The following is a 20,157-nucleotide window of genomic DNA, read 5'->3' as shown; positions in this document are numbered from 1 at the left end:
GGTCACGCGGCCGCCTCCGGCATCAGCGCGTCGGCCGGGAGCGCGTTGCGCCGGCTGTGCCACAGTCCGCGGTCGCGGGCCTCGTCGAAGCGCTCCAGGATCGCCCGAGTGGCCGCGGGGTTGGCGGCCCGGAGCTTGTCGAATACCTCGGGATCGGCGACCCAGGCGACGTAGAGACTGTCGAAGCCGGCATCGGTCACGGCGTCGCTCGTGGCGGCGAGCACGAAGACCGCGTCGAGCCCCTGCGCCAGCTCCTGTGCGCCGCGGTAGCCGTGACGGAGCTGGGCGGCGATCCAGCGCGGATTGGTCAGCCGTCCGCGGATCAGACGGGCGGCGTCCTCCCGGGCAGTGCGGGCCTTCGGCCGCTCCGGCACGGAGACATCGAGGCTGTAGAGCGCGGGGTTCGCCCCCTCCAGAGCTGCGGCGGCCGCGAAGCCGCCCATCGCGTCCACGGCCGCGTCGCCATCGAACAGGTCGCGCTCGGCCACGTCGAAAGCGTGCAGATAGGCGTCGGCTGCCGCCACACGGGCCGCGAAATCCGCATCCGGCCCTGCGCGGTCGCCATAGGCATGGGTGCTGGCCGCCAGATAGGCGCGCCCGAGATCGGCTCGGGCGTCCCAAGCACCGTCGAGGGCGAAAGCGGCCGTGCCGGCTCCGTAGCGGCCGGGCGCCGCGCCGTAGACTCGGATGGCCGCCTCGCCGCGTCGCCGGGCGGCCGCCAGCGGATTCTCGTCATCCGCCTCGTCCCGATCCGCCACCGCCCGGGCGGCACGATCGATCAGCGTCAGGGTCTCGGGAAACGTGTCGCGGAAGGCGCCGGAGACCCGCACCGTCACGTCGATGCGCGGCCGGTCAAGCATCGCCAGCGGCAGCACCTCGAAGCCGGTGACGCGGGTGCTGGCATGGTCCCAGACCGGGCGCACGCCCATCAGCGCCAGGGCATGTGCCACGTCCTCCCCGCCGGTGCGCAACGTCGGCGAAGCCCAGAGGTCCATGACGATCCGGGCCGGATAGGCGCCCTCGTCCTGAAGGTAGCGGGTGACCACCGCCTCCGCGGCCTTGGCGCCCAGGAGTGCCGCGGCGCGACTCGGGATGGCCCGCGGATCGAGCGTCGCGAGGTTGCGTCCGGTCGGCAGCACGTCGGCGCGCCCCCGGGACGGCGAACCGGCCGGTCCGGGCGGAACGAACCGGCCATCGAGCGCGGCCAGCAGGCCCATCCGCTCTCCTGCCGCGCTCGCGGCGCGTTTCTCAGCTGCCCCATCGGGCGCGCGGCCGAAGACATGCAGGCCGTCGCGGAACACGGTTTCGCCGAGATCGCAGAGATGGGCGTCGAGCCGGGTCAGCGCCTCGTCCATCGGGGTATCGAACCCGATGCCGGCGCCGTCGAGCAGGCCGGCCGCCTCGGCTTCGTCGAGGATGGCGCGGGCGATCAGCCCGGCCCGGCGCGGGTCGAGAACGCTGGCGGCGGCGTATTCCTCCACCAGCTCGCGCAGGCGCGCGGCCTCTGGGGGCAGATCACGCGCGACGGCGTCCGGCGTCAGGTGGCCCAGGGCGATCCCGCCAAGGCGCCGCTTGAGCGGCGCGGCCTCTCCCGGATCGTCGACGATGAAGGGGTATATGACCGGCAGGCCGCCCACGCAGAGCGCCGGGAAGCAGCCGGGCGACAGCGCAACCGCCTTGCCGGGCAGCCACTCGGTCGTCCCATGAGTGCCGAGCTGCACGAGCGCGTCGAAATGCTGCCGCAGCCCCAGATGGAACGCCAGATAGGCGTGAGTCGGGACGCGCTCCGGATCGTGGTAGCCGGATTTCCGGTCGGCATCGCGTCCACGATCGGGTTGGAGGAAGAGGGCGACTGTCCCGCCCGCCTTCCCGGCAGGGCAGGGGGGCGTCTCGCGGCAGCTTTCAACCCTCCGAAACCGGAATGCGCCGTCGATGCAGGCGCTGTCGGATTCCGGCGCCCCCCAGGCCGCGTCCAGGGCTGCACGGATCTCTTCGGGAAGCTCTCCGAGCCAGGCGACGTAGTCCGCCAGCGGCACGCGAAATCCCGGTTCGCCCTCGGTCAGGAGACGCATCAGCTCCGCCGAGTCCGGCAGGGTCTCGATCGCGTAGCCGGAACCGGCGAGGTCGGCGCCGATCGCGCGGGCGCTCTCGGGCGTGTCGAGGCCGACCGCGAAACCGGCCCGGCCGCCCCGCGCCGGATAGTCGGACAGGACCACGGCGATCCGCCGGTCGGAGCGGGGCAGGGCGGCGAGACGCAGCCAGCCGGCGGCCCGCTCCGCCAGGGCTGCGATCCCGGGCGCATAGGGCACCGCCCAGCGCTCGGCGAAGCCCGCCACCTCCGGCGCCTCCTCCTTGAAGGAGATCGGGAAGCCCGAGAGCCGGCCGTCGAATTCCGGAAGCGCCACCTGCATGGCGAGGTCGGCCGCGCCCAGGCCCCGGGCCGAGGCCTCCCAGGCCGTGCGCGGCGCGCCGACGGTGAAGGCCTGGAGCACCGGGCGATCGACGCCGTCGAGAACGAAGTCGATCCCGTCCTCGCGGGCCGAGAAGGCGGTGGCGGCGATCACGAGATCTGGCCTGCGCTGCCGCACGGCCCCGGCGACCGCGGCGGCGGCCTCCGGTTCCTTCAGGCTCGACACGGCCATCGGCAGAACCCCGATCCCGCGGCTGCGCAGGGCCGCAATCAGGGCGACGAACGGCGCCGTGTCGCCGCTGAGCACGGCGGACCGGTAGATCAGGAGCAGGACCAGCGGCTCCGTCCGCGTTCTCGATTCCGCGAGCGGGACCGCACTCCCGGCCGCCGCGACGGCCGTGTCGAGCGCGAGCACGCCGCAGCTCGGACACCAGGGAAAACCGCGCGGCAGCGGCTGGGGCGGTTCCACCCTGAAGTCGGCGCCGATCCGGGCGGCCAGCAGCCGCAGCATCTGCCGCAGATTCTCCGGGCCGCCGGCGCGGAAATAGGCGTCGAGGCGCTCGGCGAGGTCGGGGTCGGTCGAGTAGGCCGCGAGCCGTGGGTCGGGCCGGTCGTCGCCCGGCAGCACCACCAGCACGATTCCGTGCGCCCGGGCGGCCTCCGCGCAGCGCTCGACCCCGTAGCGCCAGTAATCGAGCCCGCCGAGGCAGCGGATCACCACGAGCTTCGCCCGCGCCACCACGCGCTCGACATAGAGGTCTACCGAGAGCGGATGCCGGAGCTTCGCGAGCTTGGCGAGCCGCAGGCTCGGGAGGCCCGGCTCCGCGGCCTGCGCCTGCCCGATGCCGGCGAGATCGCTGTCCGTGAACGAGAGCACGACGAGGTCGCCGGGATCCTGCCCGAGATCCACGGCCGCCTCGCCCTCGTCGAGGGAGACGGCATCGATGCGCACCAGATGCATCGCGGCGATCCTCAGACCGTGGGCCGGCGCGCGGTCGAGCCGCCGCCGGCCGAGAGGACGCGCGCGGCCGCCTTCATCCCGCGAGGGCCGCGGCGACCGCGCGCTGATCGAAACCCTTCAGGCCGATCACCACGAGCTTGCCGTCGCGGCTCTCGCCCGTCCGCCAGGGTCGGTCGAAATGGTGGGTCACGCGCCGGCCGACACCCTGCACCACGAGGCGCATCGGCTTGCCTTCGACCTCGGCGAAGCCCTTGATGCGCAGGACACCCTCGGCCTCGGCCGCCTTCTCGACGCGGGCAGCGAGATCGCCGGCCGTCGCGGCCGGGCGGACCGGCAGCGCAACGGTCTCGAAGTCATCGTGGTCGTGATCCTCACCCTCGCCGTGGTGCGAGGGGCGGGAGGCGAGGTCGTCCTCAGCGGCGGCGCCGAGACCCAGCAAAACGAGCGGGTCGATGGCACCGTTCTCGGTCTCCACCACCTTCACGGCCCGGGGCAGATGGTCTTCCACCTCGGCGCGGACCCGGGCGCGGGTCGCGGCGTCGATCAGGTCGGCCTTGTTGAGCACCACGAGATCGGCGCAGAGCAGCTGGTCCTCGAACACCTCTTCCAGCGGGTTGTCGTGATCGACCGACTGGTCCGCTGCCCGCTGCGCTGCCAGCGCCTCCGGATCCTCCGCGAAGGCGCCCGTGGCTACCGCCGGCCCGTCGACCACCGCGACCACGCCGTCCACGGTCACCCGGGAGCGGATCGCCGGCCACTGGAACGCCTGAACCAGGGGCTTGGGCAGGGCGAGGCCGGAGGTCTCGATCAGGATGTGCTCCGGCGGCTCGGCGCGGCCGAGCAGGGTCTCCAGCGCCGGCACGAAATCGTCCGCCACCGTGCAGCAGATGCAGCCGTTTGGCAGCTCGACGATCGCCTCCTCGGTGCAGCCCTCGATACCGCAGGCGGCCAGGAACGACTTGTCGAAGCCGACATCGCCGAACTCGTTCACCAGGATGGCGAGGCGGCGACCCTTGGCGTTCTCCACCACGTGCCGGACCAGCGTCGTCTTGCCGGCCCCGAGGAAGCCGGTGACGATGGTGCAGGGGATCTTGTTCACGAGGGTCATTCCGCGGCCTCCAGGGTGCCGGCGGGGAGCGGGCGGGGTTCGGGAAAAGGGGGAATCCGCGCGATCACGCCGGTGCGGAATGCGGCCGGGCGCTCGCGCCAGGGCACGACGCCGTCGGGCGTCACTGCATAGGCCGCAAGCCCGCTCAGGATGGTCTCGGCCGAGGCGGCCGGATCCATGTCGCCGTACACGTAGGTCCAGCGGTCCGGGGACGCGACCGCCACGGTGCAGGGTCGCTTGCACACGGACAGGCATTCCACCGGCTCGATCCGCAGCCCGGGCGCGTCCGCGCTCCGGGCCCGCAGCGCGTCGAGGAGCCGCGCTCCGGCGCGAGGCCCGTCGGGGTCGTCGCCCGCGCGCCGGCAGGTGGTGCAGACGTAGAGGACGGTTTCAGGCACGGGCCGGCCCTCGGGACGTCTCGCGCGCAAAGGCCTGCCACGCCCAGCCGAATCCCTGTCCGATCAGCATCCAGAACACGAAACTGATCGCCAGCGAGCGGGCCGCGAACTGTGCGGCGAGCGCGGCCGGAAGTTCGGAGGCCCCCGCTGGCGCCTGTGGCGCTCCGGCCAAGTGCGGCGCGATGATCAGGATGAGGCCGCCCAGTATGGCGATCAGCGAGCGGCGGATTCCGATCAGGTAGAGCCCCATCCCGGTTGCCGCTGCGGTCACGACCCACCACGCCTGACGGGCCGCCAGCGGCGCGGCCTCGCTGCCGGGCAATTGCGGCGGGAGGCCGAGGCCCGGTGCCAGAGCGACGCTGGCAAAACCCGCCACCGCGAAGGCGAGCCCGAGCTGCGGGGTCGGATCGCGCCCGCAGGCGAGCATCACGGCGCCGAGCAGCAGTGCATAGCCGACGCCGCCCACCAGGGTCGCCAAGGCCGTGAAGGCCATCCGCGGCAGACCCTCGCCCGGTTGCCATTCCGGTGCAGCCTCGGGCGCGGCGTGATCGTGTCCGGCATGGGCCAGGACGATCGGCAGCCTCTGCTCAGCCTGATGCGTCGGTTCCTGATGCTCGTAGCGCTCGGCGGCCAGGATCAGCGGGGAGGTGAGCGTCAGCTCGAGGCCTGTCACGACCGCAGCCGCGAGGAAGCCGGCGGCCAGCGCCGCCGACAAAAGCCGGATGATCATCCCTGAGTCGAGGGCGTCAGTGACAGGGGAAGTTCTGGGTGTGGCGGAAGTCGTGCGCCGCGTTGTGCAGCGCGATCGCCGGCGAGAAGCCCGCCATGAACAGCAGGCCGAGGCCCAGGAAGGCTGCGAGCGCGACTGCGAGGGGGCGCTCGGCGGAACGGGTGCCGGCGGCGACGAGGGCGAGGGTCGAGGTGGTCATCAACGTGTCTCCAGCCGCCCCACCGGCGGCATTGCGGGATTCTGTCGTGACGGCAGGTCTCCTGGCTCGCGGCTCGGCGCGCCTGCCGCCTTCCCGGAACGCTCCGGTGGCCGTCTGGCAGGCGCTTGCCGCTCACAGTTGCGGGGGCAGCCGCGGATTCGAGGCTTGCGCCCCTCACCGCATTCCCTTTTCACCCCGTGGCCGGGGCACCGTCACGCGGCCGTTGTAGACGCATGCCGGCTTGCGCACAACGGAGAGCCTGCAGGGATTTCACGGCCGGCTGGAGGCCTTCTTCGAGGCTTGCGCACTGCGCAAGCACCTCGGGATGAGGGGTTTGGTTGGACAGCTCCTGTAAGACGTACTCCGCAACATTGCACGTCGAGAGACCTGCTCCCGCCCTTATCCCGCCGGTGCCCTCAGGGTGTCTCCTTGAGATGCTCGGCCGGCGCCCCGGCTGCCGGTGCGGGGCCGGCGTCGCGCGCCTTCAGGGCCTCCGTGAACAGCCGCTCGACATCCGTCCTGAACGCCGCCCGGGAATCCGGCCGCGTATAGAACATGTGGCCACCCGGATAGACCGCGAGGTTTAGGCGATTCGCCCCATAGGCGGGGACCTGCGCCAGCAGGAGCTTCGAGGCGTAGTAGGGCGTCACGAGGTCGGTGAAGCCGTGCGCCACCATGACCCGCAGGCGCCCGTCCAGAGCCAGCACGTTCTTGAGGTTCGAGAGTGATTCGGGTGCCTGACGGCCCGAGCCCCAGCTCCAGCCGCGGTTCACCGCGCTGTTCAGCAGCTCGTAGCGCATATTGGGCACCGGCCACTTCAGTGTGCGCGCGTAGAGGTCGATCATCGCGCTGGTCAGGGGTGCCTGAAGCGCCGTCAGCTGGGGATCGTCGAAGCTCGACTGTGCGGCATCCGGGTTCGGATCCCAGCCGGTGATGCCGGTGTCGTAGGCGCTGGTGACGCGGCCTTCCGAACGGTCGATCTCGCGCTGGACGCTGCGGGTAGAAAGGCGCGCGGCCTGGGCGCGCACGAGGGCGACATCGAGCCCGACGAGGGGTGCCACCTTCTCGGTCATCCGCGCCACCGCCGCCGCGTCGCCCGGTCCCTTGAGCAGATCCGCCAGATAGGCACCGGACGCGTAAGCCTCGGCATCCCCCAGCAGCGCCGGCGTCGGCACGGTGCCTGCCCGTTCCAGCGCGCTCGCCGCAAGCGAGGGCAGCTTCAGCACGTACCCCCACGGATTGGTGCGCGGCGTCTCAAGCCAGCCGAAATCCAGTACCGGCGAGAGCAGCACCATCCCGGAGAGGCCGACGCCGATCTCCTGCTGCAGCTTCTCGGCGATCAGGGGCCCGCGGAATCCGCCATAGCTCTCGCCGACGTAGAATTTCGGGCTCGCCATCCGGTCGTTGACCCGGAGGTAGCGAGCGATGGCCGCCGCCAGCGTCGACGCGTCGGTATCGATATTCCAGTACGTCTTGCCGTTTCCGTCCGCCGCGCGGCTGTAGCCCGTGCCCACCGGATCGATGAAGACGAGGTCGGTGAAGTGGAGCCAGGTACCGTCATTGGGCGTGAGCGCCACCGGCTGCGACGGGCTGATGCTGTCCCCACCGACGGGCAGCCGCCAGGGGCCGATGGCCCCGATGTTCAGATAGGCCGAAGACGCGCCGGGGCCGCCGTTCACCGCAAAGGTGACGGGGCGCTCACGGCCGGCCTCGGGTGCCACCGTGTAGGCCACGTAGGCGATCTCGGCCTGCAGCTTCCCGGCCTCGTCCACCAAGGGGAGGGCGCCGGCCGTGGCGGTGAAGTCGAGGGTCTTGCCGCTCGGGAACGTCAGACTGTGCCGCGTCGTGGAGTCGGGCGGCAGCTTTCGGCCCTCCGGGCCACGCGGCGCCTGCCGGGCTTCCGAGTCGGCATTGCCGTGCGGCGCGTCCTGCGCACTGACGGGCACGGACCCTCCCAGCAGGAGGGTTGCCGCGAGGGCCACACGTGCGAGACGTTTGCTGAGGGCCACGGTCAAGCCTTCTTGTTCCACCGACCTGAATCGTCCTGCTGCCAGTAGGCCAAGGCGTGACCCGCCTCCTTGGCTTGGCGCCACTGCTCGCGCGCGCGGAGCAGGGCGTCCTGATCGGTCCCGTCGAACAGAATGCAGATCCGCTCGTACTGGCCGGCATCCGGAGGCAGGTCTGCTCCCTCGACCAGGAAGCGGATCGAGGCCGCATTGGGGTTCACGTCCCGGAGCGTCAGAACCACGGGCTGGCTCGCCGCATCGGGCTCACGGTCGGTGCCGTGCGGTAGGAAGCTGTCGTCGGTATAGGTCCAGAGGTGATCGTCGAGCGCCTGTAGCCGCTCCTCGGTGGCGGCCTGGATCGCGGCCTGCCAGCCCCGGTCGAGGGAGCGCTCGACGAGGTTCGGCAGCACCTTCTCCAGGGGCTGACGCTGCATGTGGTAGAAGAGGATCTCGGTCACGGCACCGGGAATATAGGGTCCCGGACCGCGACGCGAGGAGCGGCGCGCCGCCGCGGCTCAGACCACGCCCTCAGACCAGCCGGCTCTGCTCGATCGCCGCGCCGACGAATCCCTTGAACAGCGGATGCGGCTCGAAGGGGCGCGACTTCAGTTCCGGATGGAACTGCACGCCGATGAACCACGGGTGCCCGACATGCTCGACCGTCTCGGGCAAGAGCCCGTCCGGCGAGACACCGGAGAAGCGCAGGCCCTTGGCCTCCAGCCGCTCGCGATAGGCCATGTTGACCTCGTAGCGGTGGCGGTGGCGCTCGGAGATCCGGTCGGATCCGTAGATCTTGGCGATCTTCGACTCGGGGTCGAGCTTCGCCTCGTAGGCGCCGAGTCGCATGGTGCCGCCGAGGTCGCCCGCCACCGCGCGCCGCTCCAGCTCGTTGCCTCGCAGCCATTCCGTCAGCAGGCCGACAACGGGCTCGGACGTGTCACCAAACTCCGTCGAGTTGGCCTCCGGCATGCCGGCAAGGGAGCGGGCGGCCTCGATGACCGCCATCTGCATACCGAAGCAGATGCCGAGATAGGGGATGCGCTTCTCGCGGGCGTAGCGGGCCGCGCGGATCTTGCCCTCGGCGCCGCGCTGACCGAACCCACCCGGCACCAGGATGCCGTTGAGACCCTCGAGGAACGGCGCCGGGTCCTCGCGCTCAAACACCTCCGCCTCGATCCATTCGAGATTGACCTTCACCCGGTGGCTGATGCCGCCATGGGTCAGGGCCTCGATCAGCGATTTGTAGGCGTCCTTCAGCCCCGTGTACTTGCCCACGATGGCGATGGAGACCTCGCCCTCGGGGTTGCGCACCCGCTCGGCGATCGTCTGCCAGCGCCCGAGATCCGGCTCCTCGCCATGCTCCAGACCGAAATGGCCGAGCACCTCCCGATCGAGGCCGGCGGTTCGGTAGGAGAGGGGCACCTCGTAGATCGAGGCGACGTCGAGGGCCTCGATCACGGCGCTCTCACGCACGTTGCAGAACAGCGCCAGCTTGCGACGCTCCTCGACGGGGATCGGCCGGTCGCAGCGGCACAGCAGGATGTCGGGCTGGATGCCGATGGAGCGCAGCTCCTTCACGGAGTGCTGCGTCGGCTTGGTCTTCAGCTCGCCCGCGGACGGAATGTAGGGCAGCAGCGTCAGGTGCACGTAGCAGCAGGTGCCGCGGGGCAGCTCCTGGCCGAGCTGGCGGATCGCCTCGAAGAAGGGCAGCCCCTCGATGTCGCCCACCGTGCCGCCGATCTCGACGAGCACGAAGTCGAACGACTCGTTGCCCTCGAGGACGAAGTCCTTGATCGCGTTGGTGACGTGCGGGATCACCTGGATGGTGGCGCCGAGGTAGTCGCCCCGACGCTCCTTGGCGATGATGTCTTGGTAGATCCGGCCCGTCGTGATGTTGTCGGCGCGGCTCGCCGGAACGCCGGTGAAGCGCTCGTAATGGCCGAGGTCGAGGTCCGTCTCGGCGCCGTCGTCCGTGACGAAGACCTCGCCGTGCTGGGTCGGGCTCATCGTGCCCGGGTCGACGTTGAGATAGGGGTCGAGCTTGCGCATCCGGACCCGGTAACCGCGGGCCTGAAGCACCGCCGCGAGAGCCGCCGAGGCGAGCCCCTTGCCGAGTGAGGAAACCACGCCGCCGGTGATGAAAACGTACCGCGTCATGGGCCTCGGTCCATAAAGAAGGTGCTGACGTTTGCCAAACGACGATTGCCCCGGCCCGTGTAGGGCCTGGGGATCGCGCGACGCATGGGAAGCGGAACGGCCGGGCGGCCGGTCCGTCGGGGATGGTAGAAGGCGCTGCGCCGTGGACGGCGCGCGCCGTCAGCGCGACTGCGGCGCGTCCGGAACCGCCGGCTGGGCCGGGACGGGCTGAGCCGGTGCGGTGGCAGGCGCCCGATCCTGCTGCTGGCGCAGCGTGTCGAGCAGGTTGTCGGCACCGGTCGGCTGCTTGGCCGGCTGACCGGAGGTCTGCGGTGCACCGGTGTCGAGGATCGATTTCGGCGCCTGCGACCGATGCGAGAGCACCGCGAGCAGCATGCTGGTGGCGAAGAACAGGGCCGCCAGGATCGCGGTGGCGCGCGTCAGGGCGTTGGCCTGGCCCCGGCCGGTCATGAAGCCGGCGACGCCGCCGCTGCCTCCGCCGCCGAGCCCGAGACCGCCCTCCGAGCGCTGGAGCAGCACGACGCCGATCAGCGCGAGCACGATGATGAGGTGGACGACGATCAGGACGGTCTGCATCGGTGTTCCGAAAACGTCTTCAGGTTCGCGCGTCGATCCCGGAAGGCCGATCCCGGGAATCGGCGAGGGCGCGCGGCGGCCGGTGCCCCGGGCAACGGCCGCAAATCTGCGCCGGCCATACACCACTCGTGGTCCGGCGCCAACTTTATGATCCGGTCTCGCCTGTTTGCCTCAGCCCTCGTACGGGCCGCCGGCCTGTGCTCTGTCTCGGATCGTGGGACGGCTCACCCAATCGGCCGTCCCGTTCGGGAAGGAAGCCATGCCGTTCTCACGCCGCGCAGCGCTGGCCGCTGCCCTCGCCACGCCCATCCTGCTGCGGATGGGACCCGGAACCGCCGCCAGTCCGGACGCCGCCGCCGTGGAGCAGGCGGTCGATGCGCTGACACAGGCCCTGCTTTCTGGGGACAGGCAGGCTCTGGATTCCCTGACCCTCGACGGTCTGAGCTACGGCCATTCCAGCGGGCTGGTCCAGGACAAGGCGGCCTTCATCGAGCCGCTCGCCACCAAGCGCGCGACCTTCCCGAGCATCACCCTGTCCGACCGGTCGGTCTCGATCGTGGGCGACGACGCCATCGCCCGCCACATCTTCACCGGCGAGACCACCTCGAACGGCAAGACGTCGCCGGTGCATATCGGCGTGATGCAGGTCTGGCACCGGGACGGCGGGCGCTGGCGGCTCCTTGCGCGTCAGGCGTTCAAGATCTGAGCGCTCACACGTAGGCGGCGCAGATCCCCAGGAAATCCTCGGCCACGAGGCTCGCGCCGCCGACCAGGGCGCCGTCGACATTGTCGACGGACAGAAGCTCGCGGGCGTTCCCGGGCTTCACCGAGCCGCCGTAGAGGATGCGGATCTTCTGCGCCTCGTCGCCCACGAGCTTGTCGAGCATCTCCCGAAGAGAGGCGTGGACCTCGGCGATGTCGCGCGGGGTCGGCGTGCGGCCGGAACCGATCGCCCAGACCGGCTCGTAGGCGATCACCGTGTCGGCGGCCGTGGCGCCCTTCGGCAGACCGATGGCGAGCTGGGCGCGGACGATGTCGAGGGCGCGGCCCTGCTCGCGCTCCTCGATAGTCTCACCGACACAGATGATGCCGCACAGGCCCGCGCGGCGGGCGCCCAGCGCCTTGGCGTGGACCCCGTCGTCGGTCTCGTGATGATAGGCGCGCCGCTCGGAATGGCCGACGATCACGTATTTCGCCCCGAGGTCGGCCAGCATCTCGGCCGAGATCGAGCCCGTGAAGGCGCCGTTCGGGCGGGCATGCAGGTTCTGCCCGCCGATGGCGATGGGCGAGCCCGCGGTCGCCGCCACGCAGGAGCCGATCAGGGTTGCGGGCGGGCAGATCAGGACATCGATGCGGGAGGCGAGGTCCGGCGAGAGGCGATCGCGAATCGCCTCGACCACCTGGATCGACGCCCGCGTGCCGTTCATCTTCCAGTTGCCGGCGACCAGCGGCCTGCGCCCCGACTGCGTCATTCCCCGCCCTCACTCCGCCGCGGCTGTTTCGACGTTGCCGGGGCCTACCAGAGCGAGCTTAGGCGTGCAAACGGGTCGGAGCCGCCGAGCCTTTGCCTGTGGACGCGAATGGTCTATCGCGGTCGGCTCTCAGGGATGGTGCCGGCCCGGTGACGGATCGGCCGCCGAAGGTATTCGATCACAGACCATGCTCCAGGGCATTCGAAACGCCAGCCAGCACTGGCTCGGTAAGATCGTCTTGACGGTCGTCTTCACGCTTCTGATCGCCGGTGTCGGCATCTACGGCGTCGAGGAGTTCTTCCGCGGCGGCGCCAGCAACAACGTGGCGACCGTCGGTAGCACGCCGATCACCACCGAGCAGGTTCGGCAGGCCTATCAGAACCAGATGCAGCGCTATCAGGCGCAGCTGAAGCGCGCGCTCACGCCCGATCAGGCGCGGATGCTTGGCCTCGACCGGCAGGTGATGTCCCAGCTGATCACCGAGGCCGCCCTGGACCAGAAGACTCACGATCTCGGCCTCGCGGTGCCGGATTCCTCCGTGATCAAGGCGATTCACGAGGAGAAGAGCTTCCAGAACCAGCAGGGCCAGTTCGAGCCGCAGCTGTTCTACCAGACCCTTCAGCGGGCCGGCCTGAACGAGGGGATGTTCGTGCGCGAGCAGCGCGCGGTGATCGCCCGGCTGCAGCTCGCCGAGGCCGTGTCGTCCGACCTGCACGTGCCCGTGGCGCTGCGCGAGGCGGTCCATCGCTACACGACCGAGCGACGCGCGGCGTCCTACCTGATGCTGACGCCCTCGACGGCGGGCCAGATCCCGGATCCGACCGACGAGGAGCTGAAGACCTGGTACGAGGCCAACAAGTCCGGCTTCCGCGCGCCGGAATTCCGGGCTGCCAATCTCCTGGTGGTGGATCCGGAATCGATGGCCAAGCCCGACGCGATCAGCGACGCCGACGCGCGCGCCGCCTACACCCTGAACAAGGACCGTTTCGGCGCGCCTGAGAAGCGCACGATCCAGCAGATCGTGTTCCCCGATGCCGCCGCCGCCGAGGCGGCTCGCAAGGCCATCGAGGACGGCTCCAAGACCTTCGAGGCCGTGGCCGCCGAGCGGGGCACCGACGACAAGGACCTGACGCTCGGCACGCTCACCAGGAGCGAGCTGTTCGACAAGGCCGTGGCCGATGCCGCCTTCGCGCTGCCGGAGGGAGGGGTGAGCCAGCCGGTCCAGGGCCGCTTCGGCACGGTGCTCCTGCGGGTGACCAAGATCGAGCCGGGGACCGTGAAGCCGTTCGAGCAGGTCGAGGGCGAGATCCGCAAGGGCCTCGCCCTGACCCGCGCCCGCGACGCCATGGAGACGACCCGCGACGCCATCGAGGATCAGCGCGCCGGCGCCAAGCCGCTCGCAGACATCGCGGCCGAGCGCGGGCTCAAGATCGTCACCGTGAAGGCCGTCGACGCCAACGGCAAGGATCCCGAGGGGAAGAAGGTCACCGACATCCCGGATCCGGACACCACCCTGCCGGCCCTGTTCCGAGCCGAGATCGGCGGCGACAACGAGCCCCTGCGCACCAAGGCTGGCGGCTACGTCTGGTACGACATCACCAACATCGACCCCGCGCACGACAAGCCGCTCGATCAGGTCAAGGACGGCGTGAAGGCCGGCTGGACCGCGGCCGAGATCGCCAAGCGCCTCCAAGCCAAGGGGCGTGAGCTGGTAGAGAAGCTCAACAAGGGCGAGTCGATGGAGGACGTCGCCAAGGAGGTCGGCGTCAACCTGCAGGAGGCAGACGATCTGTCCCGCAACCAGGCCAAGGACATGCTGACCGCGGACGACGTGAACCTGATCTTTGCCACGCCCGTGGGCAAGGCCGGGACCGCGGCGGCAAACGATTCCCGGGCGGTGTTCAAGGTCACCGCTGCGACGATGCCGGCCTTTGTCGCCGACAGTCCGAGCGACAAGACGATCAAGCAGAACTTCCAGGCCGCGCTGGCCGATGACGTGCTGTCCCAGTACATCGCCGAGGTTCAGAAGAACGCAGGCGTGAAGGTCGACGCGGCGGCTCTGCGCCGCGCCATCGGCGGCGAGTACTGAGGGATGGCCGAGGCTTCCGATTACGCGGCCTTCGCGGGGCGTTACGAGGCCGGACAGGCGAGCTTTGTCGCCCTGAGCCTCGTGGCCGACCTGGAAACGCCGGTGGCGGCGTTTCTCAAGTTGCGCGCCCGGCATGCGGGTTCGGCCTTCCTGCTTGAATCGGTCGAGGGCGGTGCGGTCCGCGGTCGCTACTCGATGATCGGCCTGGATCCGGACCTGATCTGGCGCTGCCGGGACGGCATGCCCGCCATCGCGCGCGGCGCCGATCTGACACGGTTCGAGCCCGACGACCGGGCGCCGCTCACGAGCCTGCGTGCCCTGATCGCCGAGAGCGCCATCGGCGCGGCGGATGGCGAGGACCTCCCGCCGATGGCGGCCGGCCTGTTCGGCTATCTCGGCTATGACATGGTCCGCGCCATGGAGCGGCTGCCGGAACCCAATCCGGATCCCCTCGGCGTGCCGGACGCGATCCTGATCCGCCCGCGGGTGATGGTGGTGTTCGATGCCGTGCGCGACCTGATCACCGTGGTCACGCCGGTTCGGCCCCTGGCCGGCGTCCCGGCGCGGGCGGCCTACGAGGACGCGCTTCAGCGCCTTGACCGGGTTGCGGCGGCCCTCGAAGGACCGCTGCCGATCGAGGCACGGATCGACCTCTCCGCGGTCGCCCATCCCGCGCCCGTTTCCAACACGTCGCCGGAAGATTTCTTCGCCATGGTGGCGCGTGCCAAGGAGTACATCGTCGCGGGCGATGTCTTCCAAGTTGTTCTGTCTCAGCGTTTCTCGGCGCCCTTCACGCTGCCGGCCTTCAGCCTGTACCGGTCGCTCCGGCGCACCAATCCGGCGCCGTTCCTCTGCTACCTCGATTTCGAGGCCTTCCAGATCGTCTGCTCGTCCCCGGAGATCCTTGTGCGGGTGCGCGAGGGCAAAGTCACGGTCCGGCCGATCGCCGGGACGCGCCGCCGGGGCGCGACGCCGGCCGAGGACGCGGCGCTGGCGGAGGAACTCCTGGCCGATCCGAAGGAGCGGGCCGAGCACCTGATGCTGCTCGACCTCGGCCGCAACGACGCGGGCCGCGTCTCCCGGATCGGCAGCGTTCGGGTGACCGACTCGTTCTTCATCGAGCGCTACAGCCAGGTCATGCACATCGTGTCGAACGTCGAGGGCGACCTCGATCCGCGTCACGACCCTCTGGACGCCTTGGCGGCGGGTTTCCCGGCCGGCACGGTCTCGGGCGCCCCCAAGGTGCGGGCCATGGAGATCATCGACGAGCTGGAGCGCGAGAAGCGCGGGCCCTATGCCGGCTGCATCGGCTATTTCGGCGCGCGTGGCGAGATGGACACCTGCATCGTCCTCCGCACCGCCGTGGTGAAGGACGGGCGCATGCACGTCCAGGCCGGCGCCGGGATCGTCTACGATTCCGATCCCGCCTCCGAACAGCAGGAATGCGTCAACAAGGCCAAGGCGCTGTTCCGGGCGGCCGAGGAGGCGGTGCGGTTCGCTGCGCAGGCGAAGCGCGGGCAGTAAGCCGAGGCGCGCTCCGGGCTCTCCCAGACACGACCTCATCCTCGGGTGCTTGCGCGAGAGCGCAAGCGTCGAAGGAGCCCTCCAGAAGGCGCGCGGTTCCTGAAAAACTCCTTCGCCGCGGCTTCGCGGCCCCTCAGGATGAGGGGGTGGGATCGGAACGGCGCTCCGCGCACGGTTGACCGCTTCGTCGCGAGCCGTCACATCGCGCTCATGCCCGAGCGTGCCGCCGCGATGCCCAACGTCCTCGTCATCGACAACTACGATTCCTTCACGTGGAATCTGGTCCATCTGATCGGCCCGCTCTGCGGGACGATCGATGTCGTGCGCAATGACGCGCTTACGGTTCCGGAGATCCGCGCGAAGGCACCGGACGCGATCGTGCTTTCGCCGGGCCCCTGCACGCCGAACGAGGCCGGCGTCTGCCTCGACGTAGTGCGGGACCTGTCCGAGGAAATTCCGATCTTCGGCGTGTGCCTCGGCCTCCAGGCGATCGGGCAGGCCTTCGGAGGTGACGTGGTGCGGGCGCCGTTGCCGCTGCACGGCAAGGTCTCCACCATCCGCCACGGTGCGAGCGGCCTGTTCCGCGGCTTGAACGACAATTTCGAGGCGACGCGCTACCATTCCCTGGTCGTCGATCGCGCCACCTGTCCGGCCTCCCTGCGCGTCACCGCCGAGGCGGACGGACTGATCATGGGCCTGGAGCATGCCGAGCGCCCGCTCCACGGCGTGCAGTTCCATCCGGAGAGCATCCGCTCCCAGCACGGGACCGAGATCGTGAAGAACTTCCTGGATCTCGCCGCGGCGTGGAACGCGGCGCGTGACAGGACCCGCGCCGACGTGCATTGACGCCTGGAGGCCGGGGCGGCCCTCCGACAGAACGCATGGACAGTTTCAGACCCCATCTCGCGAAGGTCGCCGGGGGCCTCGCCCTCGACCGTGCGGAAGCGCGTGCGGCCTTCGATGACCTGCTGTCGGGCGAGGTGACACCCGTCCAGGCAGGCGCCTTCCTGGTCGCCCTCAAGGTGCGCGGCGAGACCGTCGAGGAGATCGTGGGCGCCGCCGAGGCGATGCGGGCCCGCATGACCCGCGTTGAGGCCCCGGAGAACGCCATTGACGTTGTCGGGACCGGCGGCGACCATTCCGGCAGCGTGAACGTCTCGACGCTCGCGGCCATCTTGGTCGCGGCCTGCGGCGTGCCGGTGGCCAAGCACGGCAATCGGGCCGCTACTTCCCGCTCCGGCGCTGCCGACGTGCTGGCGGCGCTGGGTGTCCGGATCGGCCTCGACCCCGAGAGCCAGGCGCGCTGCCTCGCCGAGGCCGGGCTGTGCTTCCTGTTCGCCCAGGCCCACCACCCGGCGATGCGCCACGTCGCCTCGGTGCGCTCGGAACTGCCCGTGCGAACGATCTTCAACCTGTTGGGCCCGCTCAGCAACCCGGCCGGTGTCGCCTATCAGCTCTTCGGCGTGGCCCAGGAGGCGCTCGCCGAGCCGCTCACCCGTGTGCTCGCGGAACTCGGCAGCCGCCGCGTCTGGACCGTCCACGGATCCGATGGGCTCGACGAGATCACCGTCACCGGTCCGACGCGGGTCGTGGCCCTGGAGGATGGCTGCCTCTCTCGCTTTACCATCGAACCCCGGGACCTCGGGCTGCCCCTGCGCGCGCCCGAGGAGCTGCGCGGCGGCGATCCCGCCGACAATGCCCGTGCTCTCGAAGCCGTCCTCGCGGGGGCACGCAACGCCTACCGCGACATCGCGGTTCTCAATGCGGCGGCGGCACTCGTCGTCGCGGGGGCTGTGCCGACCCTGGCGGACGGGCTCGCGCGGACGCAGGTTGCCATTGACTCCGGGGCGGCCCGGGCGACGCTCGCCCGCCTCGTGAAAGCCTCGAACGAACGCGCGAACGAGCAGGAGTGCCGATGAGCTCGCTCACCCAAGAGGCGGCCCAGGCGGGCACTACCGAGGCGCCGGCCGAGCGGCCCAACGTGCTCGCCCGGATCGAGGCGTATAAGCGCCGCGAGATCGCCGAGGCGAAGCTGCGCGTCCCGCTCACCAAGCTCGAGAAGCGGGCCGCGCAGGCCGGGCCGGTGCGCGGCTTCTCGGCCGCGATTCGGGCGCATCTCGCCGAAGGGCGTCCGGCTCTGATCGCGGAGGTCAAGAAGGCCTCCCCGTCGAAGGGCCTGATCCGGGCCGACTTCGATCCCGCCACCCTGGCGGCGGCCTACGAGGCCGGCGGCGCGACCTGTCTCTCTGTGCTCACCGACGAACCCTCATTCCAGGGGCGGCCGGAATATCTGACCCAGGCGCGGGCCGCCTGCGGACTACCGGTCCTGCGCAAGGATTTTCTGTTCGAGCCCTACCAAGTCTACGAGGCCCGTGCCTGGGGGGCGGATTGCATCCTGGTGATCATGGCCTGCCTCGATGACGACGAGGCTGTCGCGCTGGTCGAAACGGCCCACCTCCTCGGCATGGACGTGCTCGTCGAGGTGCACGACGAGGCCGAGCTGGCGCGGGCGGTTCCTCTCGGGACGGCGCTGATCGGGATCAACAACCGCAACCTCAAGACCTTCGAAGTCTCGTTCGAGACAGCGATCCGGCTCAGCCCGGGCATCCCGGCGGACCGGATCGCCGTGGCCGAGAGCGGGATCGGCGGCCATGCCGACGTGGAGCGGCTCCGCCAGCACGGGCTCGGCGTCGTGCTGGTCGGCGAGAGCCTGATGCGGCAGGCGGATGTCACGAAGGCGACCCAGACGCTGCTCTTCGGCGACGCGGAGGCCAAGCCCGGCAAGCCCCGGAAGAAGGGCTGAGCGATGCAGCCGGGCTCCACGCTCACGCATCTCGACACCAGCGGCGCGGCCAACATGGTCGACGTCACCGACAAGCCCGCAACCGACCGGACCGCCCGGGCCGAGGGATGCGTCGTGATGGAGCCCGGGACCCTGGCGCTGATCCGTGAGGGCGACGCCAAGAAGGGCGACGTGATCGGCACCGCACGGCTCGCCGGGATCATGGCGGCCAAGCGCACACACGAACTGATCCCGCTCTGCCATCCGCTGCTCCTGTCGAAGGTGCGGGTGGAGATCGAGGTCGACGATGCGCTACCCGGCCTGCGAGTGGCCGCCGAGGTCCGGGTCCAGGGCCCCACCGGCGTCGAGATGGAGGCGCTCACCGCCGTCTCGGTGGCGTGTCTCACGATCTACGACATGGTGAAGGCGGTGGACCGCGGCATGCGGATCGAGGGCATCCGGCTGACCGCCAAGGACGGCGGCCGCTCCGGCGCCTATCGGGCGCCGGCGGCATGAGCGGCCTGATCCCGGTCTCCGAAGCCCTGGCGCGGGTCCTGGCGAGCGTCGCAGGGCCCGTCGAAGCAGAGACCGTGCCGCTGGCCGTGGCGGCCGGGCGGACGCTCGCCGCCGACGTCGTCGCCTCCCGCACGCAGCCGCCGTTCCCTGCCTCCGCGATGGACGGCTATGCGGTGCGCAGCGCCGATGCCGGGACTCCGGGGGCCAGCCTGCGGTTGATCGGCACCAGCGCCGCGGGACATGGGTATTCGGGCCGCGTCGGGCCGGGCGAGGCGGTTCGCATCTTCACTGGCGCCCCGGTACCCGAGGGCGCGGACGCGATCCTGATCCAGGAGGACGCGGACGCTGAAGGCGGAAGCGTCCGCGTCGTGAAGCCGGTCGAGCCGAACCGCTTCATCCGCCGCGCCGGCCTCGATTTCACTGCGGGCGAGACCCTGCTCACGGCCGGGATGAACCTCGACGCCCGGCGCTTGGCTCTGGGTGCAGCGGCCGGCCGCCCGCACCTGACCGTCCGCCGCAGGCCCCGGGTGGCGATCCTCGCCACGGGAGACGAGCTGGTTCAGCCAGGTGCCCTGCCGGCCTGGGACCAGATTGTCGCCTCGAACAGCCTCGCCCTCGGCGCGCTGGCCGCCGAGGCGGGGGCCGAGATCGTCGATCTCGGCATCGCGGCGGACGATCACGACGCTCTGGAGGATGCATTTCGCCGCGCCCGCGAGGCACGTGCCGACCTGCTCGTCACCCTCGGAGGAGCGTCGGTGGGCGACCATGACTTGGTTCAGGCGGCGCTCGCCAAGGAGGGGTTGGAGCTCGGTTTCTGGCGGGTCGCGCTCCGGCCCGGAAAGCCGCTGATGCACGGCCGCCTCGGCGACATGTTGGTGATGGGGCTGCCGGGGAACCCGGTCTCATCGATCGTCTGCGGCTTGCTGTTCGTCGTCCCGGCGATCCGTGCGCTCCAGGGCGATCCCCAGGCGGGCGCCGACCGGAGCGAGCCGGCAACGCTGGGCCGCGACCTCCAGGCCAATGACGGCCGCGCCGACTACATGCGCGCGAGCCTCGCCGTCGAAGCGGGGCGGCTTCCGGTGGTGAGCCCGGAGCAGCGCCAGGATTCCTCGATGCTGGCGGTGCTCGGGCGCGCCGAGGCCCTGCTGGTCCGCGCGCCGCACGCGCCGCCTGCCCGGGCCGGCGATCCCTGCCGGATCATCCGGCTCGACCGCCGCCTGCTCTGACGT

18 protein-coding genes and 1 riboswitch are annotated in these 20,157 nt (G+C 70.6%); of the genes, 8 read left to right on the top strand and 10 right to left on the bottom strand.

From position 1 onward, the window contains the following. Nucleotides 1-2: 2 nt before the first annotated feature. The 9 genes from cobN to secG all read right to left on the bottom strand — a co-directional run bounded on the left by cobN (nucleotide 3) and on the right by secG (nucleotide 10,545). Nucleotides 3-3,371, bottom strand: a complete 3,369-nt coding sequence (gene cobN, locus ACYCO6_RS24375) for a cobaltochelatase subunit CobN (protein ID WP_459764119.1) — start codon at nucleotides 3,369-3,371, stop codon at nucleotides 3-5. Nucleotides 3,372-3,444: 73 nt separating this feature from the next. Further along, nucleotides 3,445-4,479, bottom strand: coding sequence for a cobalamin biosynthesis protein CobW (cobW, locus tag ACYCO6_RS24370; RefSeq protein ID WP_459764116.1), 1,035 nt, complete (start codon nucleotides 4,477-4,479; stop codon nucleotides 3,445-3,447). After that, entirely contained in the window at nucleotides 4,476-4,877 is a 402-nt protein-coding gene (locus tag ACYCO6_RS24365; protein WP_459764114.1) for a DUF1636 domain-containing protein, read from the bottom strand. Before ACYCO6_RS24365 ends, cobW begins: the two co-directional genes overlap by 4 nt. After that, the gene (locus ACYCO6_RS24360; protein WP_459764112.1) at nucleotides 4,870-5,607 is read right to left on the bottom strand and encodes a CbtA family protein; all 738 of its coding nucleotides are present in this window, start codon (nucleotides 5,605-5,607) and stop codon (nucleotides 4,870-4,872) included. Before ACYCO6_RS24360 ends, ACYCO6_RS24365 begins: the two co-directional genes overlap by 8 nt. A gap of 16 nt (nucleotides 5,608-5,623) precedes the next feature. After that, nucleotides 5,624-5,806, bottom strand: coding sequence for a CbtB domain-containing protein (locus tag ACYCO6_RS24355; protein ID WP_459764110.1), 183 nt, complete (start codon nucleotides 5,804-5,806; stop codon nucleotides 5,624-5,626). 34 nt (nucleotides 5,807-5,840) lie between these two features. Continuing rightward, a riboswitch (cobalamin riboswitch) is annotated at nucleotides 5,841-6,035 on the bottom strand. Between the two features lie 187 nt (nucleotides 6,036-6,222). Beyond that, entirely contained in the window at nucleotides 6,223-7,815 is a 1,593-nt protein-coding gene (locus ACYCO6_RS24350) for a S10 family peptidase (RefSeq protein WP_459764108.1), read from the bottom strand. Nucleotides 7,816-7,817: 2 nt separating this feature from the next. Continuing rightward, the gene (locus ACYCO6_RS24345; RefSeq protein ID WP_459764106.1) at nucleotides 7,818-8,270 is read right to left on the bottom strand and encodes a DNA polymerase III subunit chi; all 453 of its coding nucleotides are present in this window, start codon (nucleotides 8,268-8,270) and stop codon (nucleotides 7,818-7,820) included. Nucleotides 8,271-8,340: 70 nt separating this feature from the next. Beyond that, nucleotides 8,341-9,969, bottom strand: a complete 1,629-nt coding sequence (locus tag ACYCO6_RS24340; RefSeq protein ID WP_459764103.1) for a CTP synthase — start codon at nucleotides 9,967-9,969, stop codon at nucleotides 8,341-8,343. Nucleotides 9,970-10,128: 159 nt separating this feature from the next. After that, nucleotides 10,129-10,545, bottom strand: coding sequence for a preprotein translocase subunit SecG (gene secG, locus ACYCO6_RS24335; RefSeq protein ID WP_459764101.1), 417 nt, complete (start codon nucleotides 10,543-10,545; stop codon nucleotides 10,129-10,131). A gap of 259 nt (nucleotides 10,546-10,804) precedes the next feature. On the opposite strand from secG, the gene ACYCO6_RS24330 reads away from it, so the two are divergent. After that, nucleotides 10,805-11,251, top strand: a complete 447-nt coding sequence (locus ACYCO6_RS24330) for a nuclear transport factor 2 family protein (protein ID WP_459764099.1) — start codon at nucleotides 10,805-10,807, stop codon at nucleotides 11,249-11,251. Between the two features lie 4 nt (nucleotides 11,252-11,255). On the opposite strand, the gene tpiA is transcribed toward ACYCO6_RS24330, so the two are convergent. Continuing rightward, a complete protein-coding gene (gene tpiA / locus ACYCO6_RS24325; RefSeq protein WP_459764097.1) occupies nucleotides 11,256-12,017 on the bottom strand; it encodes a triose-phosphate isomerase in 762 nt (253 codons plus the stop codon). A 187-nt stretch (nucleotides 12,018-12,204) separates the two neighbouring features. On the opposite strand from tpiA, the gene ACYCO6_RS24320 reads away from it, so the two are divergent. From ACYCO6_RS24320 to ACYCO6_RS24290, 7 genes are all read left to right on the top strand, one after another. Then, the gene (locus ACYCO6_RS24320) at nucleotides 12,205-14,106 is read left to right on the top strand and encodes a peptidyl-prolyl cis-trans isomerase (protein WP_459764095.1); all 1,902 of its coding nucleotides are present in this window, start codon (nucleotides 12,205-12,207) and stop codon (nucleotides 14,104-14,106) included. 3 nt (nucleotides 14,107-14,109) lie between these two features. Continuing rightward, nucleotides 14,110-15,630 carry an anthranilate synthase component I gene (gene trpE, locus ACYCO6_RS24315; protein WP_459764093.1) on the top strand — a complete coding sequence of 507 codons (1,521 nt, stop codon included), beginning with the start codon at nucleotides 14,110-14,112 and terminating at the stop codon, nucleotides 15,628-15,630. A 231-nt stretch (nucleotides 15,631-15,861) separates the two neighbouring features. Further along, the gene (locus ACYCO6_RS24310; protein WP_459773703.1) at nucleotides 15,862-16,476 is read left to right on the top strand and encodes an anthranilate synthase component II; all 615 of its coding nucleotides are present in this window, start codon (nucleotides 15,862-15,864) and stop codon (nucleotides 16,474-16,476) included. A gap of 35 nt (nucleotides 16,477-16,511) precedes the next feature. Beyond that, nucleotides 16,512-17,549 carry an anthranilate phosphoribosyltransferase gene (gene trpD, locus ACYCO6_RS24305; RefSeq protein ID WP_459764091.1) on the top strand — a complete coding sequence of 346 codons (1,038 nt, stop codon included), beginning with the start codon at nucleotides 16,512-16,514 and terminating at the stop codon, nucleotides 17,547-17,549. Beyond that, on the top strand, nucleotides 17,546-18,433 hold the full coding sequence (gene trpC, locus ACYCO6_RS24300; protein ID WP_459764089.1) for an indole-3-glycerol phosphate synthase TrpC: 888 nt from the start codon (nucleotides 17,546-17,548) through the stop codon (nucleotides 18,431-18,433). Before trpD ends, trpC begins: the two co-directional genes overlap by 4 nt. Nucleotides 18,434-18,436: 3 nt before the next feature. Beyond that, nucleotides 18,437-18,928, top strand: coding sequence for a cyclic pyranopterin monophosphate synthase MoaC (gene moaC / locus ACYCO6_RS24295; RefSeq protein ID WP_459764087.1), 492 nt, complete (start codon nucleotides 18,437-18,439; stop codon nucleotides 18,926-18,928). Further along, nucleotides 18,925-20,154 (top strand): molybdopterin molybdotransferase MoeA, encoded by a 1,230-nt coding sequence (locus ACYCO6_RS24290; RefSeq protein ID WP_459764085.1) that lies wholly within the window; start codon nucleotides 18,925-18,927, stop codon nucleotides 20,152-20,154. Before moaC ends, ACYCO6_RS24290 begins: the two co-directional genes overlap by 4 nt. The last annotated feature ends 3 nt before the right edge of the window (nucleotides 20,155-20,157 follow it).

This window comes from Methylobacterium sp. CM6257, assembly GCF_054611515.1.
This window is presented reverse-complemented; position numbering and strand designations above follow the sequence as displayed.

What these genes read in the sequence shown, in the direction of transcription:
- cobN (WP_459764119.1), bottom strand. Translation starts at nt 3,371, where the DNA reads ATGCATCTGGTGCGCATCGATGCCGTCTCCCTCGACGAGGGCGAGGCG.
- cobW (WP_459764116.1), bottom strand. Translation starts at nt 4,479, where the DNA reads ATGACCCTCGTGAACAAGATCCCCTGCACCATCGTCACCGGCTTCCTC.
- ACYCO6_RS24360 (WP_459764112.1), bottom strand. Translation starts at nt 5,607, where the DNA reads ATGATCATCCGGCTTTTGTCGGCGGCGCTGGCCGCCGGCTTCCTCGCG.
- ACYCO6_RS24355 (WP_459764110.1), bottom strand. Translation starts at nt 5,806, where the DNA reads ATGACCACCTCGACCCTCGCCCTCGTCGCCGCCGGCACCCGTTCCGCC.
- ACYCO6_RS24340 (WP_459764103.1), bottom strand. Translation starts at nt 9,969, where the DNA reads ATGACGCGGTACGTTTTCATCACCGGCGGCGTGGTTTCCTCACTCGGC.
- secG (WP_459764101.1), bottom strand. Translation starts at nt 10,545, where the DNA reads ATGCAGACCGTCCTGATCGTCGTCCACCTCATCATCGTGCTCGCGCTG.
- ACYCO6_RS24330 (WP_459764099.1), top strand. Translation starts at nt 10,805, where the DNA reads ATGCCGTTCTCACGCCGCGCAGCGCTGGCCGCTGCCCTCGCCACGCCC.
- tpiA (WP_459764097.1), bottom strand. Translation starts at nt 12,017, where the DNA reads ATGACGCAGTCGGGGCGCAGGCCGCTGGTCGCCGGCAACTGGAAGATG.
- ACYCO6_RS24320 (WP_459764095.1), top strand. Translation starts at nt 12,205, where the DNA reads ATGCTCCAGGGCATTCGAAACGCCAGCCAGCACTGGCTCGGTAAGATC.
- trpE (WP_459764093.1), top strand. Translation starts at nt 14,110, where the DNA reads ATGGCCGAGGCTTCCGATTACGCGGCCTTCGCGGGGCGTTACGAGGCC.
- ACYCO6_RS24310 (WP_459773703.1), top strand. Translation starts at nt 15,862, where the DNA reads ATGCCCAACGTCCTCGTCATCGACAACTACGATTCCTTCACGTGGAAT.
- trpD (WP_459764091.1), top strand. Translation starts at nt 16,512, where the DNA reads ATGGACAGTTTCAGACCCCATCTCGCGAAGGTCGCCGGGGGCCTCGCC.
- trpC (WP_459764089.1), top strand. Translation starts at nt 17,546, where the DNA reads ATGAGCTCGCTCACCCAAGAGGCGGCCCAGGCGGGCACTACCGAGGCG.
- moaC (WP_459764087.1), top strand. Translation starts at nt 18,437, where the DNA reads ATGCAGCCGGGCTCCACGCTCACGCATCTCGACACCAGCGGCGCGGCC.
- ACYCO6_RS24290 (WP_459764085.1), top strand. Translation starts at nt 18,925, where the DNA reads ATGAGCGGCCTGATCCCGGTCTCCGAAGCCCTGGCGCGGGTCCTGGCG.